This is a genomic window from Paenibacillus sp. J31R109 (assembly GCF_059692055.1).
In genome coordinates, this window is sequence record NZ_JCAUAR010000005.1 from 349,626 (window position 1) to 375,373 (window position 25,748).

Genomic DNA, 25,748 nt, shown 5'->3' on the forward strand with positions numbered 1-25,748 from the left:
AGAGATCTGTACTCTATTTTTTTGTTTTCAAGAACTCATCAATTTGTTTCTGTTTCTCTGCAAGTACTTTGTCCATACCTGCTTTCTTTAATTTCTGGTTGTACTCAGCCAGATCTTTTTCTGGATCCATCACGCCGGTACCCAGCCCATCGTTATACGCGTTGTAGATATTAACGATAGCGGATTCTTCATTTTTCACATTGGTAGCATCATAGGCGAAACCTAGCAAAGGAGAAACTTTGGCATTTTTGTTGTAATCTTTGAATTGTGCCCATTTGTTCGGATCTTCGTTATCCCAGAGATAATTCAAGAATTGGTTACCGATTTTCCAGTTGATGCCTGGTGCGTAATTGGCTGCTTTGTCGGTTTTCTTGATGACAGTGTCATTGACTTTGGTATAGTGGACGCCTTCAACACCTTGGACCAGTGTGTTAAGAATTTGTTTGTCGGTGTGCAGCAAGTTTAGAAGCATCATGGCACGCTCAGGATTTTTGGACGTTCTGGAGATGGAAGTCATGGCGCCTGTTAGACCGTTAGCTGCGATATAAGGTGTTGTTATATTTACTTGTACATATTCGTATGTTTTGCCTGCGCTCATTTCTTTGTCTTTGCCAGGTTTGAGACTTTGCCATTGAGCAAATAGAGTGCCTGCTTTGTTATAAGCTGCGGCGTCTTTCTGCGTTGTCGGATCTTTTTGGAAGTAGCCTTTTTGATTCCAAGATCTCATCAAGCTATAGATTTCTTTGATTTCTGGTGTTTCCCATTGATTGAAAACCTTCGTGTCTTTGCCAATTGTAATAGCGCCAGGCACTTGTCTGGATCCAATGAACTCAAAAGGAGCAAACACGGGAACATTGCCTGTAGCCCAGAATGGCACGACGGTGGACGGCTCTTTATCTTTAATCGTCTGCAGCATAGGTTCTAGATCTTTGAGTGTTTTGATCTTCGTAATATCAAAGCCATATTTGTCTACCATCGGTTTATTCAGAACGATACCCTGATGAGCTGCGATTTCCTTTTGTACAGGAATGGCATATAGTTTTCCATCGATTTTGTTGCCATCCAACAGCAGTGGATCAATGGTTTTCTTTAAATCCTGACCATATTTATCAATCAACTCATTCATGGGTGCGAAGTTTCCAGCAGCTACTTTGGCGCTGAAGCCATCCGTTCCAGTCGTAAAAATGAGGTCGAATGGCTCATTGCCGGCTACCATCAGATTAATTTTTTGCGCCCAGCTGCCGTAATCAACTGGAAATAGTTTGACAGTGGCATTGATCTTATCCTTCAAAAGTTTGTTTAATTCCGCTTCGACAACGGCCTGATCTTTCTGCTCTGAGCCTCCGGAATAATAGAATGAAAGCTCCACTGGCTTTAAGTCCGCTGCTTTAATTGTGGGTGCAGGGGCAGCAGACGAGGTGACGGGATTTGTTTTCTCCGCTGTACCCGAACTTCCATTGCTGCAACCTGCTAATGCCATTCCCATAGGCAGAACGAGTGCCAATAATGATGATGTCAACTTCAGTTGTTTCATAGTAACCCTCCGTATTTATAATTGAGTACGGTTTCATTATAGAATTGCTGAAATTCGAAATGAATAAACAAATCTACTGCGGCATTTGAAAATCTAATGAGTATTGAACAGCAGATGTATTATGGTGTGTTATAGTTTTTCATAGGGAATAGAGGATTGAAGTCATCTTCCGTATAATCGTCAATATTAATATAATTCCGATAGATAATATCGGATAGATACTTCGCGTGCTGCTCAGTTAATTGCGTCAAGCTGGTGGAGGGCTTTTGTTGGCCTCGCATAATTTCTGTGTAAGCCGTCATTCGAATGGTGTCTCCTGAGGTCCAAGGCAGAATAAATTTCGGTTCTCGTGGATAAGGGGACTCGGACTTGCCTGGCAGGAAATCCTTTAACCACACGGGAGCCTTGTTATCAAGTTGTCTCACACTTTGAGGAATGGGAATGAGATCTCCACGCTCATACATGCTGTCCAAAAATTCGCTGGCATGCAGATAGTTCCATAACTCGGAAACTTCATTCTTGTAAGGCGTAACAGAAGAGATTACAATGGGGTGCTGTAGGGAAACCATCAATGCACCTTTTTGGGAGCTTCCATTGGTAAGTGGGGGCAGGGCTACACCTGGCGTGAAATTCAGCTTGGAATTGCGGTAAAGTTCCGAGAACTCCCTATTTGTCATATACATCATTCCCACATTCCCTTGTTTGAATTGGGCGAGCGCTGTTTCCCGCATGAGAGCTGTTTCCCCGGGAAAGAGTCCGCCTTCCTTTTTCATTTGAAGCATGGTATCGAACCAAGATTGATAGACCATAAAATCATACTTGCCTTTGGCAAAGTCAAAATAGTAATCTCCACTAGATGTGCTGGCCATCTCTAGAGCTAACCGATAGGTTTCAATATCTCCTGCGGGGAGTGCAAAGCCGAATAGTCCATAACCAATGCCTGATTGAGAGAGCAGATTGGCCTTTGTCTTCAAGTCTTGCAAGGTGTGAGGAGGTTGTTCGGGGTCCAGACCCGCTTGTTTGAACATATTTTTATTATAAACGAGCCGTAAGGGTACAAATTCCGTAGGCAGTGCAAAAAAATGACTATTCTCTCTGGTGTAATCCAGCGCCCATTTCGGGTACTCCTGCAGCACCTCTGGCTTGGCTATTTTGGAGAGGTCCATGAGCCAGTTCTTGTATATGTAGGTGCTGAGCCACCCAGATGAAGCCTGAAACAAATCAGGTGTTTGACCGGAAGTCAGCAGCATGTTCAACGTTTCATCGTATCTTTCGCGAGGCAGACTGATGATTTCTACTTTATAGCCAGTATGCTTGGCATTGAAATGCTCGATCATGTCATCAAGGTTCTGTGTATGAACAGAGGACTGAACGGCCAATCGGATGATCGGTGGTTTCTCTGCTGATGCATCGGCCTCCTCGAGAATTTGACTGTTGGGATCATTATTGCTGCAACCGAATGAAACTGTAAGCGTTACAGCAATAGCGGATAATAATAAGGCAGAGCGAATCAAAAATTGCAATTTCAAAATAACAGCTCCTTCAGTATAATGAAATTTGAATTCATCCTGCAGTGCCCAAATGGAGGCGGAAGAGCATGGTTGCTTCAGTAAGCAAGATTTTCAATTATGTTCTATATTATCATGCAAGTCTAAGAAATAGGCTGCTTCTTTATTTTTTGATTCTTGTCATTATGCCTACTTCCATTATTTCGATTACGATTTACATGAATTCCAATCAGACGATCAAAGAGAATATCAGCACCTCCGTTCAGAAAAATTTATCCATGGTGGAGAGCTTATTGATTCAGAAGTTTGAAGAAATGAATACCCTCATGGATTCCATTTATTTAAATCCACAAATGACGGCGAAGCTTTCAGCAGATAGACCGGTAGATGAGGTTGGCATTGTTAATGAATTGGCCGACCTTGATAAGCTTATTGCTGGATATGTGTTACATAACAGTGTTAGCAACGAATATTCCCCCAAATTGTACATGCTGGATCGACCCGAATATATCCAGTACAATTTCTCCCAATATGTATCTTCTTTGAAACTCATTGAGAATGACCAATGGTATACAAAGCTTGAACCTAAAGCGCGATTTCAAGTTATCGGTCTGAGAGAGAATCATGGACCCCGCGATACGAATTATTCCATAATGCTAGGTAAACGACTCTTTGGTCTTAACAATATTGCACTTCCTTATTCCGGACTGTTGACGTTAGAAGTGGATCTCCAAGAATTCAATCAGATGCTGTCTCGATTAAAACCATCACGAAATAGTTCGATCTTTGTTCTAGATGAGTCCGGTAAAGTGATCATGACACCTGAGCTTGCACAACTCAATACGAATATGTCGGATAATCCATTTGTCAAATCGATGAGGCTTCAACAGGCTGAACACATGACCGATTCATTTGAAACTGATTTTTTGAATAAACCTTCACTGGTTACATACCGCAGCATGAAGGATCTTGGCTGGACTGTTGTTAGTGTTTCGCCAGTTAATGATTTGAATGGCAAGCTGATTGCTTTTCGCAATGTGATGTATGTCGTGCTAGCGGTTTGTATGGCACTTGCTATCCTCATAGCGGTGTTGCTCTCAAATAGTATTACACGCCCCATTATTAAGGTAATTCGGTCGATGTCTTATGCGAAGAACGGTAATTTCGATATGGAAGTGACGTACGAGTCCAAGGATGAGTTCTCGCATTTAGTTAATCAATACAACAAAATGATTCGGCAGATCAAGGAATTATTCGGTAAACTCACGATAAGTGAAGTTCAAAAAAGGGAAGCTGAGTTCAAAGCACTTCAAGCTCAAATCAATCCTCATTTTCTATATAATACTTTGGATTCTATTAATTGGATTGCCTTGCGACACCAAGTTCCCGATATTAGCAAAATGGTAACTTCACTCTCCGATTTCTTTCGGTACAGTTTGAATAAAGGGAATTCCATCATTCATGTCAGGGATGAGTTAAAGCAGGTGGAAAGTTATCTAGCGATCCAGCAGATTCGGTTTCAGGAACGACTCTCTTATACGATTCAGGTGGAGCCAGAGGTTTATGATGGCTACACAATCAAATTAATATTGCAGCCGTTAGTAGAGAATGCTCTCTTGCATGGGATTGATCGGCGGCTTGGCCCTGGCGAAATTCATATTACTGCGAAGCTCGAAAATGATTGGGTTCGAATTCAGGTTATGGATAACGGGATTGGTGCGGATGTGGAGTACCTGAATGCGATGCTGCAGAGTGCCAATGAAGAAGGCAGTGTCTCCTTCGGTCTAAACAATGTAAACCAGCGAATTAAACAAGCTTTCGGCAGTGAAGCCGGTTTGCATTTTGCTGCTAATGAGGATTACGGGATTACCGTGACCGTTTCATTCCCATTCCGACTTGAAATGGAGGATTATAAGCATGAAATGGAAAATGATTATCGCAGATGACGAATTGAATGTACGCCAAGGACTAAAAGAGGTCGTAAATTGGCAGGAGCTTGGGATTGAGATCATTGGGATGGCAGCGAATGGAAAAGAAGCCTATGACATGTGCATCGCGCAAAAACCTGATATCTTACTGACGGATATTCGCATGCCAATGCTAGATGGATTGGAAGTTGCTTCCAAGTTAAGAGGAGAAGAGCCGCTGATGCGCATCGTTATCATTAGTGGGATACAGGATTTTAATTATGTGAAGACGGCGCTCAAGCTGGAGGCAGACGGATACATCCTGAAGCCGATTAAGCTTGATGAATTAACAGAGACGGTTAGTCAGGTAGTTGTCTCCTTGGAGCAGGAACAGAGTCGTAACCAGCACATGGAAAGGCTCCAACAAAATCTGAAGGAATCGATGCCCGTGGTCAAGGAAAAGTTCATGGTCGACTTGCTCGCTGGGATCTTTAAGGATATGGAGGAAATTAAAAGAAAGCTGGATGCCTATCAGATTGTTCTGGAGGATACCACTTCTTGGAAGGTAGCGTTGTTTAAACTGGACGACTATGAAGAGGCGGTCGAATTCTTTAGTGAGCAATATCGGAATCTGTTGACCTTTTCCATTCGAAATATTATCGATGATATTCTGGTTCATACAGAACACGGGATGGCGGTAACCATCAAGGAAGATGAGTATGCGGTACTCTTTCCGTGTTCTGGCTTCAGAGATAGACAGATTATGGACGTCTGCCACAAGATCGTTCAATCCATCCATAGGTATCTGAAAATTCCGATGTCCGCTGGTGTCGGTAATAAAGTACATACTTTGACGGAACTTCAACTTTCCTATAAGGAAGCACGTGCAGCCGTAGAGTACAAGTTTTTTTCTGGTAAAAATTCTGTAATCGACATCCGTGACATCAGTGACAGTCGCATGGAACTGGATCTGAACGCCCTATTTGACAGCCAATTGAAGACGATTCAGCTGATGAAATTAGGAGATTCAGAGGGTGTACAGATCAAGGTGCAAGAGATTTTATTTCTACTATGCGCTAGCCGATCTACACCCATTCGCTACGTTCAGAACACGTGTGCAGGACTGATCACGCAGGCATCCAAGGGGTATTTGGAACTCGGGGAAGAGCTGGAGGTCGCTGGTCTGTCTTTAACGGAAATGATTCAGGAAATTTACCTGCAAGAAAGCGCTCAAGAATTAATGGATATCACCCAGCAGTACATGGAGACACTGACGCGATACATGTCGAACCGACACAAAAGCAAAAATAGCACAACGATTCATAAAATAAAGGATATCATCGCAGCTAAATATATGGAGAATCTTTCAGTTGCACAGATTTCAGAGGAGATTTTTTTGTCTCCTAATTACATTAGTCTGGTCTTCAAAAAGGAGACAGGGGAAAGCATAACGGAGTATTTGACTAAGGTGCGTATAGAGGCAGCGAAGGAGCTATTGCAGGACCAAGACTTAAAAATTCTGGATATTTCAGAGATGGTAGGCTACGTGAATGCCACTTATTTCAGCACTGTTTTTAAAAAGTACACCGGCTTGCATCCCCAGAAGTTTCGGTCTCTCTATCACAAAGAGTAAGTCAATTGTGTAGGGAGATTTGTAGCTAAACGGAGAAAGATTTCATGTTCAAATGGAACAATATGTTATAATTGGCGAGGAAACCATTTCAGGGAGGCGATTGGAAATGAACGTAAGTAAGCGCTTAAATGAACGTGTGACTCCGCTGCTGAAGCGTATGATGGAAAATGGACCGGCTGGCTGTGCATGTACGGTAGTACGACGGGGAGAAGTCCTTTATGAGGAAACCCTAGGATATGCGGATGTAGAGAAACAGAAGGAGATCACACTGGATACGATCTATCGGATCTATTCGATGACGAAGGTCATTACTTGCACAGCGGCGCTTATGCTGTATGAAAAAGGACTTTATCTGCTTAACGATCCCTTAGACAAATACCTGCCCGCGTTCAAAAACCAACAAGCCTTTCAACTCAACGAAAATGGTACGAAGTCTTCCTCTCCTGTGACCATTCCGATCCTGATCAAGGATTTGTTCACAATGACCTCAGGGTTGACCTACGGTGGAGATGGCACGGAAACCGAAAGGCTCACCCGCAGCATGTTGGAGACCGCTAGAAGAGAGACGATGGACATGCAGACATTGTCCAATGGACTGGCATCCATTCCGTTGGAATTTGAGCCTGGCACGCGCTGGAAGTATGGTTTCAGCCACGATGTTCTGACCGCATTAATTGAAGTGTTGACAGGGCAAACGTTTGGAGCCTTTCTCCAAAAGGAAATATTCGATCCGTTAGGGATGATCGACACCTCTTTCCGGATTACGGAAGACAAGAGGGAGCGTCTATGCACCATCTATGATCGTCCAGATGGCGGGGTGCTGACACCGAATACCAAGATGGACGCTAGCTATCAACCCCAAAGTCGATATGAAAGTGGCGGAGCTGGCCTGCTTTCGACCCTTGGGGATTACAGCCGGTATGCGCAGATGCTCGCCAAAGGAGGGGAGCATGAAGGGGTGCGGATTCTTAGTCCGAAGACGATTCAATTGATGGCGACTAATCATTTAAATCCGCAGCAGCTGAATGATTTCAATTGGCAGCAATTACGTGGTTATGGCTATGGTTTAGGCGTTCGTGTCATGATGGATCCAGCTGCTGGCGGCATCAATAGTTCCATCGGTGAATTCGGCTGGGCTGGTCTAGCCGGGTCATACATGTTGATCGATCCGAAGGAAGAGCTATCCGTGGTGTACATGCAGCAGTTGGTTCCAAGCCAAGAACCGATCATACATCCACGACTGCGGAATGCCATTTATGGGGCATTAGACTAATTTTAACTGTTGACCTGGCCTTCATGGCTGGGTCATTTTTGTTTGTTTATTCCAAATATGCAGTGAAATAGGAGGATACTCTTTACAGCCGCTGAGAGTTAGCTTAGGATGTAGAGAATAGTTAAATGATAGCGGTTACTTGGAAATGGCATCTAGTGGGCGGAGGAGGGAGAAGTGGATGTTAAGAACAGCGGATGTGCAAAAAAAGAAGTTCTTCACCAAAGTGTATCTCGTATGCATCTTAATTGTCTTTTTATACGCTAGTATTGCTGTTGGTTTTCTGGTCTATAAAAATATGGAGTCCCTCAACCAGAAGTGGGATGCCAATGCCACAAGATCTGTGGAACAGATGCGGGAACAGATGGACATTCGGCTGCAGGTAGCCTTTAATTTGGTGTACCAATTGAAGCGAACGGAGCATTTTCTGAATTACAGCAACGATTCCACGCGCAATTACGCCAACATTACGTTGGTGTTGGAACAACTTAAGAAAAATAGGGAAGCTTTCGAGAACTATGGCTACCGAATCGATGTGATGAAGCCTGATGACAATTTGGTCATTACGACATTTGGTACCATCGATAAGGACAAGTATTATAAGGAAATGGCGCTGAAAAGCGCGGACATTGAGCAGATCGATGGGTACATCAAAGATGCGAAGTATTCCAATGTTGTTCTAGTCCAACAACGATTGTCCGAGATGGAGAATTACGGCTACGATACGATCTCTTTTGTGAAAAAAGAGCTTACCGGCAGGAATGACCTCATGTTTGTAATTTCCTTTTTCAAAGGTGGGTTTTACCCCGATTTGCTCAAGTTAGATACCCAGGTGAACCGTATCGGCGTGCTTTCTGGTGACCAGTTAGTGGATGTCAAAGAAAATGGGGCTAATGGCGAAATTCCAGATGAGGTGCTGGCTCAGGTGAAGGAGCGGAGAGCTCCTTATGTCGAACAATACGGCGACGATCAGGCGCATCTCGTGAGTTCTTCTGTGCTGCCGAATGTCAGATATCTGTTCATGCTTACAGGATATGCTTGGCAGCCGCAGTTGTCCGGCCTGATGTCTCATTCGTTATTGTTGTTCGGGCTGCTGCTTGTGATCGGTGCCGGCGTGGCTTTCTTAGCTTCACGGAATATTTACCGTCCCATTCATAATGTGCTAACGATTTTCAAAGGACTGGATCAGGGCCGAAGAGGTGTTGGTGAAGAAGCACTGGAGAGCACTGATGACATGTCCTTTATCACGGCAACCGCTGTGAACATCTCCCGTATGAATGACAGCCTGAAGGAAACCATCCAGAATAATCGGCTGTCCCTGCGTGATCATTTTTTACGCAACATGCTTTATGGGATTACCGGCGAGGCGGAGGTTAGGAACAATGCGGATAAATATGGGTTAGAGCACGTGCAGCATGACGTTACCGTTGTCGTGATGGAACTTGTGGATGCTCAAGACTTAGATGCACAGTTTCCAGTTGAGACGGTGGTAGAGATTAAAGCGGGGATATTCAGGATGATCCTAGAGGCGGTCAAGAAAGAATTCGACTATGAACAAGTAGAACTGGAACACAAGCGGCATGTTCTCATCGTCAAAGAGCAGCAAATTGATCGAATGAAACGGATTTTCACCCATATTTTATCCGGCATTGAAGCCGACACGGAGATTCGGGTGGTTGCTGCCATTGGCCGTCCCGTTATTTCATTAGGCAACAGTGCAGAGTCTTACCAAGATGCCGTACGTTTGCTGGAGCGACGTTTCTCGCTGGAAAAAAATACAGTCATTACCGTGAATGATGTCGTGCTCCAAAGATCAGATATGTACACCTATCCACTAGAGCTCGAGCGTGAACTGATTACCTTTGTCCTACAAGGGAAGACAGACCAGGTACAGGCTATTCTATCTCGTATTCTGGATGAGCACATGGAGGAAAGTTATCTAGGCGGGGAGAAGTTGGCCCGTTTTGTGCTTGCTGTCGATGTAACGGTGCATCGGATTCTAAATCAGATGAATAAGAGCTACAGGGAGCTATTTGGTCAAGACTCACTCTATGACGAGCTGAAGCAGACTGGTAACCGTAAACGGGTGCGGGAAAGAATTTATGACGTATTTGCGGTCATTATGGCGAGTATGGCGAACCGCAGTGAGAAGCAGGATCATACCGTAGCGGAGCAACTTCTGGCGCATATTCATGCGCATTTCAATGAGGATATTTCGCTCTCTGATATTGCTGAGCAATTTAACCTCTCATTGGGGTACATCAGTTTATTGTTCAAAAAGTTCACAGGGGAGAATTTCAAGGAGTACTTGAACCAATACCGAGTAAGCAAGGCAAAGGAATATCTAAACGCTGAGGAAGTATACAGTATCAATGATGTGGCAGGCAAAGTAGGCTGCAACAATGTCAATACGTTCATCCGTATTTTCAAAAAGTATGAAGGTGTATCTCCCGGCCAGTATGCGAAGCGAAATGAATGAACTACATTGAAAAGTAGTTTTTGAAACAAAGCCCCGGCACATGCCGTGGGCTTTTGTATTGTTACCAATAGAGGATGCCCATTAAAATGTAAACGTTATCAATAAATTCATGATGATCAAAATAATCGATATCGCCTACCCATCAAAATTATCGACATGCAGAAAAATAATAAGGATTTACTGGGAAAGGAAGCCGATGCTACACTTCAACCGTGAGAACCAAGCAACAAGAGAACGAGAAGGAGTGGGAATTGTCCATGAGTATGAAAACAGCTATATGGGAACCAGGAGCGCATGCGAGAGCGAGCACAGGTCATAGGATTTTGCGCAATCTAAAAAGAGACCGCTTTCTTTACTTACTTATTGTTCCTTTTATCGCCTGGTACCTTGTCTTTCAGTATTATCCTATGCTGGGGTTGCAAATGGCTTTCAAAAAATACAGTATATACAAGGGACTATCTGGAAGTCCTTGGGTAGGTTTTGATAATTTTGTAACTTTTTTCAAAGGTCCCTACTTCTTAAGAACGTTGAAAAATACGATCCTGATCAGTCTATACAGCTTGATTTTCGCTTTTCCAGCGCCGATCATATTGGCTTTGCTGTTGAATGAAGTGAAGAACATGCTGTTCAAACGTACCGTACAGACGCTCACTTACTTGCCGCATTTTATCTCCATTGTCATTGTAGCGGGATTTGTTACTAATTTTTTATCTCCGACCAATGGCATTGTAAATTTGCTGTTAGCGAAATTGGGTCTGGAAAAACTGTACTTTCTGGTGGTACCGGAATATTTTCGAACGATCTTCATCTCCATGAATATATGGCGTGAAGTAGGGTTTGGATCCATCATCTACATCGCTGCACTCTCCGCCATTCATCCAGAACTTCATGAAGCCGCTGTCATTGACGGGGCGAACAAATGGAAGCGAGTGCTGCACGTAACTCTGCCAGGTATTATGCCGACGATCATGATTATGTTGATTTTAAAAATCGGCAATTTGTTGGATGTCGGATATGAGGCCATTATTTTATTGTATCAGCCCTCGACGTATGAGGTTTCCGATGTCATCAGCACGTATGTGTACCGGACGGGATTGCAAGATGGCCGTTATGATGTTGGGACCGCCGTAGGTTTGTTCAACTCGGTTGTCGGTCTTGTGCTAGTCATCTGTGCGAATAAATTAAGCAAAAAATATACCGAAAGCGGTTTATGGTAGGAGATGACCTATGAAATTCCTGACACCTGGAGAAAAGATTTTTTCATTGTGTAACTATATTTTTCTAGGCCTTTTGGCTGCAGCCACCTTGTATCCATTTCTGTATGTAGTCTCAGCCTCCTTAAGCTCATCAAATGCCGTGTTATCTGGGGATGTGGTGCTGTTCCCCAAAGAGTTGACGCTGCAGGCTTTCAGGCAAGTTTTGACAGAGCAGGGCATTTGGCTTGCGTATGGGAATACGGTATTCTATACGATCGCTGCAACCTGTATACAGATGGCCTTCACCATTATGGGCGCATATCCATTATCCAAAAAAAGATTCATGGGCAGAACCCCGATCAGTTTCTTTATCGCATTTACGATGCTATTTAATGCAGGCATGATTCCTTTCTATTTGACGATCAAAGAGCTCGGCATGTTGAACAGCAGGTGGGGACTATTGATACCTTTTGCTGTAACGACCTTTCTGGTCATTTTGCTGCGAACGAACTTCCAGTCCGTACCGGAAGAGATGGAAGAGGCGGCTAAGGTGGACGGCGCTTCAGACTTTCAAATTTTGACCCGCATCTATTTACCCGTATCCAAGCCTGCGCTGGCAACCATTTCACTCTTCTATGCAGTAGGCACTTGGAACTCCTATTTCTGGGCTATGGTATTAATACAAGATGAGAGCAAGATTCCTTTGCAAGTGCTTTTACGCAGATTAGTCGTATCTATGAATCCAACTGAAGGCATGATGGCTACAACCGATACAACCGTGTTGTTCTCTCAAGAAACCGTTATTTACGCCACCATTGTCATTGCCATCCTTCCAGTTATTGTGGTGTACCCTTTTATTCAAAAATATTTCACCGCTGGCGCTATGGTGGGCTCCGTCAAGGGGTAAATAGAGAAAGATAAGGGAGGTGGTGCCTCCTCGATAGGCACGAATTGTAGAGAAAATAAATCAATATCATTTTGTACAATCCTAGGGAGGTTGCATGTCAATGAAACGCAAAGCATGGAAGACCGCAGCAGCTGCAGCTGCACTATCAGTCAGTATGATTACAGGTTGCTCATCGGATAAGGAACAAACGCAAGCTTCTCCTTCTACACAGGCTTCACCGCAATCCGCATCGGCGGCTCCGGCAAGTCCGCAATCCTCAAAAGCGAGCTCCAAACCGATTACGTTAAGCATTCATATGCACTATGGGAATGGTGGTGGCGGGGATAAGGTATTTAATGACGAGTGGCCCGTCTTCAAAAAAGCAGCGGAATTAACGAATGTTAGCTTAAAAGGAACCGCCTCTAAAACGCTGACGAACAGTGCTGAAGCTTACAATTTGATGCTGGCATCAGGAACGTTATCCGATATTATTCATTTTAGTAAAAAAGAAGATGCCAACAAGCTTGGGGGAGAGGGCGGTCTTGTTGCACTTAACGATTTAATTGATAAAAATGCGCCTAACATCAAGAAGTTCTTGGACAGTCGTCCGGATGTTCGTAAATATTTGACTTCTGCAGATGGCAAAATCTATTATGTCTCCTTTGTCCCAGATGGAGCAGCCTCAACGGGTTGGTTTATTCGCCAAGATTGGCTCGATAAACTAGGACTCAAAAAGCCGACTACAGCAGATGAGTACTACAGTGTTTTGAAGGCTTTCCGAGATAACGATCCGAATGGAAACGGGAAGAAAGATGAGATTCCTTATTTTAATCGTCAATCCTTTGGCGTGTACTCGCTGCTTAACCTATGGGATGCTGGTACGGGCTACAAAGTAGACCCGAAAACGGATACCGTTGTCTATGATCCGATCAACCCTACTTACAAAACGGGAATGATGAACCTCGCTAAGTGGTATTCGGAAGGGCTAATAGACAAAGAAATTTTCACTCGTAAAGGCGACACTAGGCTGGTTATGCTATCAGATAACCTCGGTGGTTCTACGCATGACTGGTTTGCAAGTACGTATGGTTACAATGTGAAAGCCAAGGATAAAGTACCTACTGTGAATCTTGCGCCAATCCCGCCAGTAGCTAGTATGACCGGGGATGTGTCCTGGTTCGATTACCGTGCTACAGTGAGTCCATCCGGCTGGGGAATTGCCAGTTCCAACAAGAATCAATTAGAAACAATCAAGTACATGGATTTCTGGTTCAGTGAGGAAGGACGCCGAATGGCGAATTACGGTTTGGAAGGTCAAACTTATGATATGGTTAGCGGCAAACCGGTTTTCAAGAAGTCGCTGCTGGACACTGGGAATGTGTTGCTCAATCTGCAAAAGATGGGGGCTCAACAAGAAATCGGCTTCTATCAGAATTTTGATTATGAGAAGCAATATACCCCAGAAGGCGTACTGTCTTCCATTGATGAGTATAACGCGAAGTATATTAAGAAAGTCAGCGTGCCGAACTTAAACTTTACAGTGAAAGAACAAGAGCGCTTGAAAGAGTTGGAAGGACAAATTGAAACGTATCGTGTGGAGACGGGGCAGAAGTGGTTGTTGGGGGCTGAATCACCTGAGGCCAAATACAACGATTTCGTCAAACAACTCAAAACACTAGGAATTGACGAAGTACTAAAAATTAAGAATGAGGCTTACTTGCGCTATAAAAAAGGCTGATCAATCAATTGGTTTCCGGGCTGTGTATTTTGCGCAGCCCGGTAGTATAATAAACGCTACCAAAAATGAGCATGGGAGGGAAAATGAGGATGAGAAGGACAATTGCAATAAGTCTTATATGGGTTATGATGCTTGGATTGCTTTCACCTGGGATCGGCTCTATATCGTATGCTGCAAGTGAAGGCGATGCTAGTCCGCACAGCAGTGTCACTACAAGCATTAATGAAAGCGTGTACAAGGAGGTAGTGGTAAAGCCTTCAGCTGATGCCTATACCCTCAATTCAAGGGCAGACACCAATTATGGTAGTTGGGATCTACTTGTTCTGAAGAGGGATAACAACAGCAATACAAACCGCAAAATTTATACGAGGTTCGCGCTGGCGGACCTAGGCATCCGGGATCCTCAGAAGGTTATCAGCGTTACGCTCCAAGTTTATCGAACCGATACGACGGGAACAACCGGCGGCGTAGGTGTGTACCCGGTCAATGATAATTCCTGGCAGGAGCTAGGCATTACGTGGAATAATGCGCCTGCCAATGTTGCAGATCCACTAGCTGTCGTCACGGTAGGACCAGCAACCAAGTTCTATGATTTCGATGTGACAGCGTATGTAAAGTCCCATTGGCAGGATGAAGCCTTGTCCTTTGCTTTCTTAGGTCAGGTGCATGGTCAGCAGATCACTTTTGCCTCTAAGGAGCAGAATGCAGCAGGTGTGGGCAAAGAACCGCGGCTCGTCCTGAGGACGACTCAAACGCCTCTGACCGCCATTGAAGTCATCAATCCGCCGCTGAAAACGGTCTATTATCCAGGTGATAAGCTGGATCTGACGGGTTTGGTCGTAGGTGGTCATTATGAAGATGGCTCGGTGACGCCATTGACCTCTTACGCAGTGAGCGGCTTTGATAGCAGCGCGCCAGCCGCATCGCAGCAAATTAGCTTGACTGCTGAAGGTCAAACAACCCATTTCAACATAGAGGTACGTCCGCCATCAGGGGTGAATATCCCTACGTGGCCAGTCGGAAGTACGCTTACAGCGACAGGTACGTCTAAGACGAAGACAATGCTATCTTGGCCCCAAGCCTTTGATAATGAGGATGTGACGGGTTATCGATTGTTTGACGGGGAGAATCTCATGCGTACTTTAAGCGGTGATACTTTGTCGCTTTCGCTCACAGGATTAACACCTTCAACCTCGTATCACTTCCGTATCGAAGCTGGGGACAGCGAGGGGAATTGGACGTCAGGCCCGTCGTTGAACGTAGTGACGGAACTGAGTCCACCAGCGTTGCCACAGGTAACTTCAATTGAAAGCGGTGCTTTCAATCTGGCTGCTTGGACTGTGGGTGTGAATTCAGATGGCAAAGGCGTGTGGGAGACGCCAAGTGGCAATCTCGCTTTAACGACATATGCGAGCGCAGGGTCTGATCCGCTCCGCAACGTCATTGTTCATCAGACTCCGTTTATAGGTGACTTCGTCTGGACCGGTAAGGTCATGGTGACACCTCGCAGCGATTGGGATGATCTAGCTGTGGTGTTCAACTACGTAGATGAGAAGAACTATTGCTTTGTTTCCTTGAATAAGAGCAACGACGATGCGACCAACGGTATTTTCCGTGTTGTGAACAATTCGCTTGTTCAACTCAAGGATTTTAACATAGGCCTGCTAAAGCCTGGCACGGCACAGGAATTAAGGATTGACCGGCAAGGTTCGATCATCCGTGTGTATCTAGACGCTGATTATATCGGTGAAGCAGAGGAATCTCAGTATACGACTGGTCGTGTAGGCTTCGCAAGTGCAAACGATCGGGTCACGCTTTCCGAAATGAATGTATACGGAACAGAGTTGATCGATCTACAGCCGCCAAGCTCGCCAGGACAATTCACAGCGGAGGCACAATCCTCGAAGGCTATTCGCTTATCGTGGACAGCTTCCACGGACGATTCGGGCATTAAGCTTTATTCTGTCTATCGGAATGGCGTGTTGCTAGGCACGACGAACCTCACTGCTTATGTGGATGAGGGATTGACACCGCTGAGCGCATACAGCTATTACGTGACGGCAACCGACGTATCGAATAAGGTTTCGGAGTCAAGTGCAGTCGTGACTACAACTACTCTGGAACAAGATCTGCATACGTTCCCGTTCAGTCACAGAATGATCGACAGCGCGCTCCGGGAGCCGCTGCTGCAATATCAGCTAAGTCTGGAGTGGACGTCGCACAGTCTGCGAAGTGGTACTGCTCTGATGTATCTGACGACAGCTGCTTTATATGACCCTTCCTATAAGGGCAGCGACGGTACGATGATAAAGAATCGGATTCTAGCACATATTCGCAATATGCTGGTACCCGGAAGCAAGCGGGAGCCTGGCGCGTCCGGTTCACTGGATACCTCAGCGACATCTCTCGCAATTCAAGCACTTGATCTCGCTTCGACGATTCCTGCCGTCTGGAACGAGCTGACTTCGGAGGAAAAAGTCAAAATCAATCTCATCATGCAAGCGCATTTGGTAGCGGCGCATTGGGGACATGATGATGACAACAATTTCTCGACGGGAATCGATCAGTTGGGCAATTTCAACAAAGGATGGAATCCCAATTATGTAGAAGGTGCTATTGCCAGTGCGCTAGCTACGGTTCGTTATTTAGGCGGGGCAGACAATGCGAATGAGTTTCTGCTCAGTTTCGATTACGACAACTTTATGAGCAAACTTCAGGCAGCAGGACTTTCCAGCATTGCTTGGACTTTCCGTCAAACAGGCAAAGCTGCGCTCGAGGCAGCGGTGAAGAATGAATTTACGTTTAGAGGCCACACGTTGGATCAACCGTTCGAATGGATGAAAGACCGCGCCTTGATTATGTACAACAAAACAGTAAAAGCACAGTTATCCAGCAACGATACTGTTCGTGCTTTTGTCCTTAATCCGGAAGGATTGCCGAATGTAGGCGTGATGGGAATGGCACAGGAATTCGACTCAGTGGATGCCAATGGGATTCGAAGCGACCTCGATTATGTGACAAGGGGCTGGAATAACAGCATTCTTAGTTTGCTGGAGGCCTATTATTATGGTGTTGCTTCATCAGGTTCGCCAGAAGATCTTGCATTGATCCAATCTCGATATGCAATTGGGAGTACTGATCTCATCTATAAAGCGGTAAATGGGTACTCCGGTTATGCGAAAGGGAAGTCACTTGGCATTCGGGATGAATTCACCGCTGATGCTAATGTAGGTTACGATTGGCTGAAGGAGCTTTGGGAGAATGTGATTAGCCAGCCGTCACTGATTCCATTGCGAGAAGTGGAACCTGAGCCTCAAGGATTAGCTGTTGCCAAACCAGGTACTATCGTGCTTTCAGACGACAATGGGCAGGATACAGGTCTATTAGATGGTCAGTACAAAGTTACCATGCATATGTGGTATGGCGATAATGGCACACTTTACAAGCTCTATGAGAATGATGTGTTAATGGATACACAAGTTCTTAGTGACAAATCGCCGAACACGCAATCTGCGGTAACTTCCATAAACAACAAGCCGAATGGTACATATAAGTACCACGCTGAGCTCACGAATAAGTTCGGTACGAGCAAAAGCCAAGATTTAACCGTTATTATCAAACATGCTGCTCCTGCTAAACCAGTTCTTGCTAACGATAATTGGGATGGTGACGGAAACTTTAACGTTAACATGAACATGTGGTGGGGAACCAATGGGACGACGTATAACCTCTATGAAAATGGGGTGCTTGTTTATTCGCAAGCGTTGTCTGTGAATACTCCAAATGCTCAATCCGCTGTGGCATTCTTAACGAATAAAGCAAAAGGTACGTATGCGTATCGTGGTGAACTTGTGAACGATGCGGGTGCCACATCCAGCGATACGATGATTGTCAAAGTAACAAAGCCCTGAAGGCTGTGAAGCACAATCTTTGATAATAGTCGCTAGTCTGTAAAGGACAGCGTATGAGGAGATGACTCCATGAAAAAGAATATGTCTATGTTCGCTTTCTGTCTGGTTGTTTTGTTTACACTGGCTTGTTTACTTCCGGGATGGGAAACACCTGCTTATGCGTCTAGTAATTTGGCATTAGGTAAAACAGCTGTCGCGAGTTCTGTGAAAAATAGCTCCTTAGCCGCCAGTAAAGCTACGGATGGTGACAGCACTACTACTCGCTGGGGGTCGAACTACTCAAGCAGCGAATGGTTGTATGTGGATCTGGGCTCATCGCAAAATGTAGGCAGCGTGACTATCCAGTGGGGATCATCCTACGCTACTGCCTATAAAATCCAGTTATCCAGTAATGCCTCTACCTGGACGGATGTGTATTCAACTACGAGTGGTGATGGCGGCGTTGATGCCATTACACTTGCAGCAGCAGCCACAGCCAGATATGTGCGCGTGCAGGGGATTACGCCTGCAACAACGTATGGTTATTCCATCTATGAATTAGAGGTGTATGCACCGTCAGGTACGACGGATCCAGGTCCTGACCCGGGTGAAGAGCCAGATCGCGATGCCTCTTTTGGACCAAATGGTACGCACTGGCCGTCGCTGATTCCTACGCCTTTTATGTACGACACCACAGTAACGAACATTATCGATGTTAGCAACTCTTGGTCGGCAATCAGCACGGCGATTGCGGCCGTGACGCCTGAACAGGCAGCAGCAGGGGTTCTGATCCGTGTCGCTCCTGGGACATTGACGGGCAACGGGGCCGGTTCAGGTAATACGCCAGTTCTACAAAATCTTGGTTCTTCGTCATGGACGAAGCGCATTACAGTAGCTCCTCGTGACGGTTATGGAACAGTGACCATTACGGGAGGAGCTTTGATTAAGAATGTGCGTAGTGTGGCTTTCGCTGGACTGATGGCTGACCAAATCAAGCTGGAAGGCTGCGACCGCTCAGCCTTGGCTTGGACCAAAGTAACCCGTTGGTTGGCAGGGTACGGTATCGCAAACCAGACAACATCCATGGTAGAATTCAGCGAAGTCGTTATGCCGGATTCTCAAGTCGTCGATGGGGATGCCTCCGATTTCTATTCTGTATCTTCCGGCCCTATTGACGGGTGGCGCTTCGACGGCATCTATCTTGCTCCTCATTTCTTTAATCCAGCTACCACACCGAAGCCTCATACAGATACGATGCAATTTGCTGGTGCAGGGGCCTATACGAATATGACAATCCGCGATTCTGCGATCTTCTCTAGTAATAATTGCTCCATTCAGACAGGCAGCTTGAACGGATTGGTCCTCGAGCATAGTTATCTTGCAGCGGGGAGCGTGGCCCGAAGCCGCTATCCTTTCCTTGCTGGAGGATCTACGGAAGCAGGAACAGCGGCATTCAATGGCAACGGTACGAACTTTGTAGCACTAGATTCCGTTATCATTGGTGGAATGGGCTCGGCATCATGGACTTCCGCAACGAACACGAAAACCAGCTATGCGTATCAGGCTTCCCAGCAGCCTGCCAGCGGTGCTTGGACAGTGGATACGAGCTTATCTGCTACGAATCCAACCATGCCGCCAATGCCAAATGATACGTATTTGAACTCGATTTGGGGGAACTAAGTGAGGAAAGAAAGAGCCTGTCCCAAGTTAGATATGTGAATGATCGAGGCAGATAACTACGTTGGAAAAGTAAATAAGTGAATGAAAAAGCAGCTTAGCGGTTGTATACTTTGAACCTGCTAAGTTCTTTTTTTTAGTTTCCGCTTCTTGGAAAACCACGCCAGATAAGGTGATGGCATCATCCTAACTTACGTGGTTTCTCATTTTTACCGGAAATAAAGTGATGGTATAACGCTAAAGTGTTGATATACGCAGGAAACTTCGATTTTGGAGCTTTTAACGTTATCGCATAACGTTATTGTTCAGCTGGTCGTCCATTAGCACGGATTAGCGTTTTCCCGTAGCGTTATTTAAAGTAGTTGCGGTGTCCCTGGGTTATATACCCAAAGCACTGTTTGTTTTGCGCCAATTCAGCGGCGTAACGCCCGTTATTCTTTTGAATACGGTAGCAAAATGTTGGCTGGATGCGTACCCCAGATTCGTCGATATGGTCAGTACGGAATTGTCGGTATGAGAGAGAATAACACACGCCTGTTTAATCCTTTGTCGTTCCAGAAAGGCCATCGGGGTATTGCCAGTGTATTGTCTAAACGTTCGCATGAAGTGAGAAGGACTAATAGAAGCGAATTCTGCCATTTCCTCAATTGTTGGCCGCCAATCGGGTTCTTCATCCACTTTTCTGATCATGGCGTCGAATGCATGAACGAGATCATGGGAGAGCGTACCACTTTCTTGGGAGGGTTGGAGAATCTGAAGCAGCAGTTCAACGATCGCTTGACGGATAGCCGTGGAACGTAAAGGACTGGAGGCTTGCAGTGCATCTTTTAATCGTTGTAAAGCAGCTAGGGGTTGAATGCCCGTATGTACAATCCGCTGCAACTGATCTAGCTTTGTTCGAATGGTGGCAATCTCATGCTTAGGTAAGCAAAGCCAATCTTCATGCGACGGAGGGGAGAGGATAAACCACCAGAAGCGACTAGGTTCAATGACATTGAAACCACCTCGGTGAATTTCACCAGGTCGTGTATGAAACACTTCACCAGCTTTCGTTTCGTAGGTTCGATTAGCTAGCTCCCAGCTTGCTTTCCCGCGTTCAATAAAAACAAACTCGTAACCAAGATGTTCATGGTAGCCAAGTCGAAGTGCACTGTTAATTTCATCAAATCCGAAAACAAGCAACTCAGGAACAGCCTCAATAGGTTCTTGATGCTCTCGATTATACGTCCAACGGTGCTTGGCTGCAGGCGCCATGACATCATCCCTTTGTACAGAATATAGTCCGATTGTTTCTGATACTACTCTTCAAGGAGAAGAACGTCAAGACAAGTTCTAGCGATATATAATATATCTGAAGATGAAAGGGAGGATGAATATGGCCATTCAAGCTCAGAAAACGTATAAAATAACGGAAGCAGATAAGGCGACATTTGAGAGAGACGGTTATTGGATCAGTCCAAAGATTTTGGATGACAACCAAATTGAAAGACTTCGCAAAGCGCATGATCGCGTCTGGTCCGGTGATTATGACGGAGATGGGATGCCAATGAATCCATATCGACCGTCAGCTAATCCCGATGCTCTACGGAAGCTGGATAATGGGTGGTGGATTAACGACGAGATTCGGGAAACCGTAACGGATCCGTTCATTGGAGAACTTGTGGCCGATTTGCTTCAAGTTAATGAGACACGACTTTGGCATGATCAAGTCATCTTAAAGCCAGGTGTAGGGGACAAAGAAACGAGCTCGGGAAATGTGGGTTGGCATCAAGATTATGGCTATTGGCAGTGCAGCAGTACAAGTGAAATGATTACGGTCTGGATAGCGCTGCAGGATACGGATTTGACGAACGGCGGTATGATGACCATCCTGGGGTCGCACAAATGGGGACTCATTCCTGACAGCAATACCTTCTTTAATCAGAATATGGATGAGCTAAAAGCGAAGTACGCTGGTGGGCGTGAATGGGTGGAGGAGCCGTGTATTTTGAAAGCAGGGCAAGCGAGTTTCCATCATGGACTCACGTTCCATGGATCAGGTGCCAATCAAACGAACGAGGCTCGCCTATCCATTGTTGCACACGTCATGCCTGGCGGCACGTCGTATCTTTCGGGTATCCAACATCATTCCAACATTCGGTTGCTCGGACCGCGTCCTTATCATGGACAGCCTTTCGATAATGTGTATTTTCCGACGTTATTTAAGCGGTAGAAACGTTGGGAAATAAAATTAAAGTAGAACCTGCTTCTCCATGAAGCAGGTTCTTTGGTGTCTAAACACAAAAAAAGAGACACTATTGCTTCGTTACGGACATGTGATTACAAACCGAACTAAGGTAAATTTATATCAAAGGGAGGTTAACTCGATGTCAACTGAGAACGTAAGATTAGCTCCATCCACAAACATTGACCCTATAGTTAGATCAAAAACAAAGAAGAAATCTAACTTTACTAGAAACCTGAGCAGATATGCTTGGTTCTATTTCATGGTAGCTCCGGGAATGCTGTACTTTCTACTTTTTCATTATGTCCCTATGTGGGGGATTATCTTGGCTTTCAAGGATTACAGTCCATTCCTTGGAGTAAGCGGAAGCGAATGGGTCGGACTTCAGCATTTCAAAGACTTATTTACCCAAGAAACGTTCGGTAAGCTGCTTTCCAATACGTTGATGCTAAGCGCTGTGAATTTGTTTTTCTATTTTCCTTTCGTCATTGTGCTAGCACTGGCTCTAAATGAAGTGCGTTTGGTGATGTACAAACGAATTGTGCAAACCATCGTCTATATGCCTCATTTCATTTCTTGGGTTATCATTGCAGCCGTAACACTCATGTTCTTCGGCCCATCTGGCGTCATTAATCATCTAACAGAAACAAAACTAGGCGCTTCAATCCCGTTCTTAATGAGTAATGAATGGTTTCGTCCCGTTATTGTGTTCCAACATATATGGAAGGACGCAGGTTGGGGAACGATTATTTTCCTGGCGGCATTAGCGGGTGTAAATCCTGAGCTTTATGAAGCGGCTAAAGTCGACGGGGCCAATAGGTGGCATAAAATTTGGCATATTACCTTGCCTAGCTTGAAGAGTACAATTATCATTTTACTTCTTATTCGCTTGGGCAATGCATTGGATTCTGATTTTTTACAGGTGTTCCTCATGGCGAATTCACTTAATAACGAAGTTTCCGACGTATTTGATCTGTATGTCTATCGCAAAGGGATCATCGGTGGTGAATTTAGCTTTGGTGTTGCAGTCGGATTATTCAAGTCCATCATCGGATTAATTCTTGTTCTGTTCGCGAACTGGATGGCAAAGCTTGCCGGAGAAGACGGTATATTTTAAAGGAAGGAGGCTGCAACACCATGAAAGAAAGATTCACAATTCTCGATGGCCTTCTCTACGTGTTACTGGCCGTATTATCTCTGTTAGTTGTCATCCCATTTACTCACATTATAGCAGTTTCTTTTAGTCCGGCAGAGGCTAGTTTGGGGGGGACTTTCTTCCTATGGCCTAGAGGATTCACATTAGAAGCGTACAGTTATTTATTAACGAGTACAGACCGGTTCTTGGTTGCGCTTAAAAATACGATAGTCCTCACGGTACTAGGGACAACGGTTAACTTGGTTTTCTCGATTACGTTAGCCTATGGTTTATCCAAGAAGTTTCTTCCAGGCCGTCGTATCATGATGCTGCTTATTTTCTTCACTTTAATATTCTCAGCAGGTTTAATTCCTTCGTACTTGTTAGTGCAAAGCTTAGGCTTACTAGACAGCTACTGGGCAATCATTCTTCCAGGTGCGACCAATGCGTTTACGGTTATGGTTATGAAAACATTTTTCCAGGGACTACCTGAAAGCTTGGATGAAGCAGCTAGAATTGATGGAGCAGGCGAAGTACGAATTTTATTGTCCGTGGTGATCCCGCTGTCTATGCCGATTATAGCGACATTTTCTTTATTCTTCATGGTAGGGCATTGGAATCAATTCTTTCAAGCGATCTTGTATGTCAGTGATAGCACTAAATGGCCTATCCAAGTCCTTTTACGTCAAATGATTCTTGCAGCCAATGCGAGTATTGGAGCAGATGTAAGTTCGGAAGCAGACAATTTCCAAATCGGCAATAATGTGAAGATGGCAGCGGTCATTCTTGCTTTAATCCCGATAGTTCTCGTATATCCATTTCTACAGAAATACTTTGCACAGGGTGCTCTTTTAGGTTCTGTTAAAGAATAGCACACGGAATTAGGAAAGGTGGTGGTGCTCCTCAAACAGGTGAAGTAAGATAGGAGACACAGACGAAATGATAGAGATAAATCGATAGGATAGGATGAACTGTAACCGATATCATAGGGAGGTCGTCACAATGCGTAAACTTTTAACTAAGAAAACAGGTATTTCTGCCATTATATTATCCCTAACTATAACCAGTTTGGTTGGTTGCAGCTCTAAGCCAGCTGAGCAATCAAGTCCAACTCCGAGTGCTACAGCAGGTGCGGCGGCAAGCGCGAAGCCAGCGGAGCCCCTTCGAATTAAAGCTATGAGTGTCTTATTTGGAGATGCTCCTGCGATGCCGAACCAAGCGAAAGAAGCGATCGAGAAGGCAGGCAATGTTATTCTCGATATTGAATATGTGCCAAGTGATGTATATAACGATAAATTAAACATTGCCATGGCCAATAACGATTACGACCTTATTCTTTGGGAAAAAGGGAAAGCGGACGAAAAGTATATTAAATATGCGAAGCAAGGCGCTTTCATGGATCTTACTGAGCTGATCAAAGGGAAAAATAAGCTGGAAGAAATTCCTCAATCCACGTGGGATTTCACGAAGGTTGGAGGCAAAGCATTCGGTATTCCACGTCCTCGAGCAGCCTTCGGCAATGGAGAAGCGAATTTCGTCATCCGCAAGGACTGGCTGGATAAATACAATTTACCTGTTCCCAAGACGGTGGATGAGCTGACCAATGCGTTAAAGGTATTCAAAGAGAAAGATCCTGCTGGCGGTGGCAAAACGATTCCCATGGGGGCTTACGGGAGCTGGGCTGGTAACGTGAGTATGGATTACGTTTTTGGGGATACAACACCTCTGCGTTTTGCTTATGGGATGCCGTATGATTGGTCCGTGGATGCTGCAGGTAAAGCGGTAAATGAAGTGCAAACGCCAGAATATAAAGTCTACTTGGAAGCTCTTCGTAAATTATGGGCGGATAAATTAATTGACAAAGATGCTCCGATCCTCAAAGGCGATCAAGCAACGAACAAATTCTTATCCGGTGTCGTGGGTGCTATTGCGAATAACGTACGTGCGATTGGTGAGCCTGAAATGGATAAATTGAAGAAGAATGATCCGAATGCAGAACTAGCTTTCATCCCTGTGTTAACTGGTCCTACGGGCAAAGCAGGAACGAACCTGACGAGTGGTTATTACGGATTGTGGGTTATCCCATCGAAGGTTGATAAAGAAAAAGCAAAACGAATTGTTGAGTATTTGAACTGGTCAGCTGATGGTAAAGTAAATGGTGATCTTAGTCTTGGCATTAAGGGATTGCATTACACGGAAGTAACCGTTAAAGATGCTGCTGCTGTTCCACCAATTCGTGAACTCGTGCAGAATGCAGACCAAAAAGCGTTAACTGCCAAAGAAAGACCAGACTATTATATGCTTCAAAATCAATATTCCCCTTATATCAACAATGCAAAAGCTTTGGAATTGATCAAGTTACAACGGAAGTACTTTGATGAAATGAACAAAAAAGAACTGCTGATTCCAAATCCATTTGAAGGATTAACGTCAGCAACTTTGGCCAAAAATCCGGATAATCGCAAGAAACTAGACGTAGCTGCATTGAAATATGTATTAGGCGAATTGCAGTGGGAAGCGGTACAGAAGGAAATCGATGATTGGGTGAAAACATCAGGGACACAAATTGCTAACGAGTACCTAGAGCAATACAATCAGTCTAAGAAGTAATAAGAAAAAGCGGCAGATCAAGGTTGCAAGATAACCTAATCTGCCGCTGTTTTGTATGGTT

The 25,748-nt window shown here is 44.8% G+C and carries 16 protein-coding genes; 13 read left to right on the forward strand and 3 right to left on the reverse strand.

Features of this window, described 5'->3' with window-relative positions:
* Nucleotides 1-13: 13 nt before the first annotated feature.
* Together AC58QT_RS16640 and AC58QT_RS16645 are read right to left on the reverse strand one after the other, a co-directional pair.
* On the reverse strand, nt 14-1,534 hold the full coding sequence (locus tag AC58QT_RS16640; protein ID WP_497409976.1) for an ABC transporter substrate-binding protein: 1,521 nt from the start codon (nt 1,532-1,534) through the stop codon (nt 14-16).
* Nucleotides 1,535-1,653: 119 nt separating this feature from the next.
* Nucleotides 1,654-3,063: an ABC transporter substrate-binding protein gene (locus AC58QT_RS16645; protein ID WP_497409977.1), complete on the reverse strand. Its 1,410-nt coding sequence runs from the start codon at nt 3,061-3,063 to the stop codon at nt 1,654-1,656.
* A gap of 68 nt (nt 3,064-3,131) precedes the next feature.
* Here AC58QT_RS16645 and AC58QT_RS16650 point away from each other — a divergent pair, with 68 nt between their 5' ends.
* The 9 genes from AC58QT_RS16650 (at nt 3,132) to AC58QT_RS16690 (ending at nt 19,721) form a co-directional block, all read left to right on the forward strand.
* Nucleotides 3,132-4,988, forward strand: a complete 1,857-nt coding sequence (locus AC58QT_RS16650; RefSeq protein ID WP_497409978.1) for a cache domain-containing sensor histidine kinase — start codon at nt 3,132-3,134, stop codon at nt 4,986-4,988.
* Nucleotides 4,960-6,582 carry a response regulator gene (locus AC58QT_RS16655; RefSeq protein ID WP_497409979.1) on the forward strand — a complete coding sequence of 541 codons (1,623 nt, stop codon included), beginning with the start codon at nt 4,960-4,962 and terminating at the stop codon, nt 6,580-6,582. Before AC58QT_RS16650 ends, AC58QT_RS16655 begins: the two co-directional genes overlap by 29 nt.
* A 106-nt stretch (nt 6,583-6,688) precedes the next feature.
* Entirely contained in the window at nt 6,689-7,855 is a 1,167-nt protein-coding gene (locus tag AC58QT_RS16660) for a serine hydrolase domain-containing protein (protein WP_497409980.1), read from the forward strand.
* A 178-nt stretch (nt 7,856-8,033) separates the two neighbouring features.
* A complete protein-coding gene (locus tag AC58QT_RS16665) occupies nt 8,034-10,331 on the forward strand; it encodes a helix-turn-helix domain-containing protein (protein ID WP_497409981.1) in 2,298 nt (765 codons plus the stop codon).
* A gap of 257 nt (nt 10,332-10,588) precedes the next feature.
* Complete coding sequence (locus AC58QT_RS16670) at nt 10,589-11,548, forward strand: ABC transporter permease (RefSeq protein WP_497409982.1); 960 nt, start codon at nt 10,589-10,591, stop codon at nt 11,546-11,548.
* Between the two features lie 10 nt (nt 11,549-11,558).
* On the forward strand, nt 11,559-12,434 hold the full coding sequence (locus tag AC58QT_RS16675) for a carbohydrate ABC transporter permease (RefSeq protein ID WP_497409983.1): 876 nt from the start codon (nt 11,559-11,561) through the stop codon (nt 12,432-12,434).
* A gap of 100 nt (nt 12,435-12,534) precedes the next feature.
* Nucleotides 12,535-14,151 (forward strand): type 2 periplasmic-binding domain-containing protein, encoded by a 1,617-nt coding sequence (locus AC58QT_RS16680; RefSeq protein ID WP_497409984.1) that lies wholly within the window; start codon nt 12,535-12,537, stop codon nt 14,149-14,151.
* Nucleotides 14,152-14,240: 89 nt separating this feature from the next.
* Nucleotides 14,241-18,062 (forward strand): CBM96 family carbohydrate-binding protein, encoded by a 3,822-nt coding sequence (locus tag AC58QT_RS16685; protein WP_497409985.1) that lies wholly within the window; start codon nt 14,241-14,243, stop codon nt 18,060-18,062.
* Nucleotides 18,063-18,131: 69 nt separating this feature from the next.
* Nucleotides 18,132-19,721 (forward strand): discoidin domain-containing protein, encoded by a 1,590-nt coding sequence (locus AC58QT_RS16690; RefSeq protein WP_497409986.1) that lies wholly within the window; start codon nt 18,132-18,134, stop codon nt 19,719-19,721.
* 375 nt (nt 19,722-20,096) lie between these two features.
* Here AC58QT_RS16690 and AC58QT_RS16695 read toward each other — a convergent pair whose 3' ends face one another.
* Entirely contained in the window at nt 20,097-20,972 is an 876-nt protein-coding gene (locus AC58QT_RS16695; protein ID WP_497409987.1) for an AraC family transcriptional regulator, read from the reverse strand.
* A gap of 121 nt (nt 20,973-21,093) precedes the next feature.
* On the opposite strand from AC58QT_RS16695, the gene AC58QT_RS16700 reads away from it, so the two are divergent.
* The 4 genes from AC58QT_RS16700 (at nt 21,094) to AC58QT_RS16715 (ending at nt 25,687) form a co-directional block, all read left to right on the forward strand.
* Nucleotides 21,094-21,930 carry a phytanoyl-CoA dioxygenase family protein gene (locus AC58QT_RS16700; RefSeq protein ID WP_497409988.1) on the forward strand — a complete coding sequence of 279 codons (837 nt, stop codon included), beginning with the start codon at nt 21,094-21,096 and terminating at the stop codon, nt 21,928-21,930.
* Nucleotides 21,931-22,084: 154 nt separating this feature from the next.
* Nucleotides 22,085-23,059 carry an ABC transporter permease gene (locus AC58QT_RS16705; RefSeq protein WP_497409989.1) on the forward strand — a complete coding sequence of 325 codons (975 nt, stop codon included), beginning with the start codon at nt 22,085-22,087 and terminating at the stop codon, nt 23,057-23,059.
* A 20-nt stretch (nt 23,060-23,079) separates the two neighbouring features.
* Complete coding sequence (locus tag AC58QT_RS16710; protein WP_497409990.1) at nt 23,080-23,949, forward strand: carbohydrate ABC transporter permease; 870 nt, start codon at nt 23,080-23,082, stop codon at nt 23,947-23,949.
* Between the two features lie 130 nt (nt 23,950-24,079).
* Entirely contained in the window at nt 24,080-25,687 is a 1,608-nt protein-coding gene (locus tag AC58QT_RS16715) for a type 2 periplasmic-binding domain-containing protein (protein WP_497409991.1), read from the forward strand.
* Nucleotides 25,688-25,748: the final 61 nt, after the last annotated feature.

Bases quoted from the DNA above. Each gene is read 5' to 3' on its own strand.
- AC58QT_RS16655 (WP_497409979.1), top strand. From the start codon at position 4,960: ATGAAATGGAAAATGATTATCGCAGATGACGAATTGAATGTACGCCAA.
- AC58QT_RS16690 (WP_497409986.1), top strand. From the start codon at position 18,132: ATGAAAAAGAATATGTCTATGTTCGCTTTCTGTCTGGTTGTTTTGTTT.
- AC58QT_RS16700 (WP_497409988.1), top strand. From the start codon at position 21,094: ATGGCCATTCAAGCTCAGAAAACGTATAAAATAACGGAAGCAGATAAG.
- AC58QT_RS16670 (WP_497409982.1), top strand. From the start codon at position 10,589: ATGAGTATGAAAACAGCTATATGGGAACCAGGAGCGCATGCGAGAGCG.
- AC58QT_RS16685 (WP_497409985.1), top strand. From the start codon at position 14,241: ATGAGAAGGACAATTGCAATAAGTCTTATATGGGTTATGATGCTTGGA.
- AC58QT_RS16665 (WP_497409981.1), top strand. From the start codon at position 8,034: ATGTTAAGAACAGCGGATGTGCAAAAAAAGAAGTTCTTCACCAAAGTG.
- AC58QT_RS16705 (WP_497409989.1), top strand. From the start codon at position 22,085: ATGTCAACTGAGAACGTAAGATTAGCTCCATCCACAAACATTGACCCT.
- AC58QT_RS16650 (WP_497409978.1), top strand. From the start codon at position 3,132: ATGGTTGCTTCAGTAAGCAAGATTTTCAATTATGTTCTATATTATCAT.
- AC58QT_RS16660 (WP_497409980.1), top strand. From the start codon at position 6,689: ATGAACGTAAGTAAGCGCTTAAATGAACGTGTGACTCCGCTGCTGAAG.
- AC58QT_RS16675 (WP_497409983.1), top strand. From the start codon at position 11,559: ATGAAATTCCTGACACCTGGAGAAAAGATTTTTTCATTGTGTAACTAT.
- AC58QT_RS16695 (WP_497409987.1), bottom strand. From the start codon at position 20,972: ATGGCGCCTGCAGCCAAGCACCGTTGGACGTATAATCGAGAGCATCAA.
- AC58QT_RS16640 (WP_497409976.1), bottom strand. From the start codon at position 1,534: ATGAAACAACTGAAGTTGACATCATCATTATTGGCACTCGTTCTGCCT.
- AC58QT_RS16710 (WP_497409990.1), top strand. From the start codon at position 23,080: ATGAAAGAAAGATTCACAATTCTCGATGGCCTTCTCTACGTGTTACTG.
- AC58QT_RS16680 (WP_497409984.1), top strand. From the start codon at position 12,535: ATGAAACGCAAAGCATGGAAGACCGCAGCAGCTGCAGCTGCACTATCA.
- AC58QT_RS16715 (WP_497409991.1), top strand. From the start codon at position 24,080: ATGCGTAAACTTTTAACTAAGAAAACAGGTATTTCTGCCATTATATTA.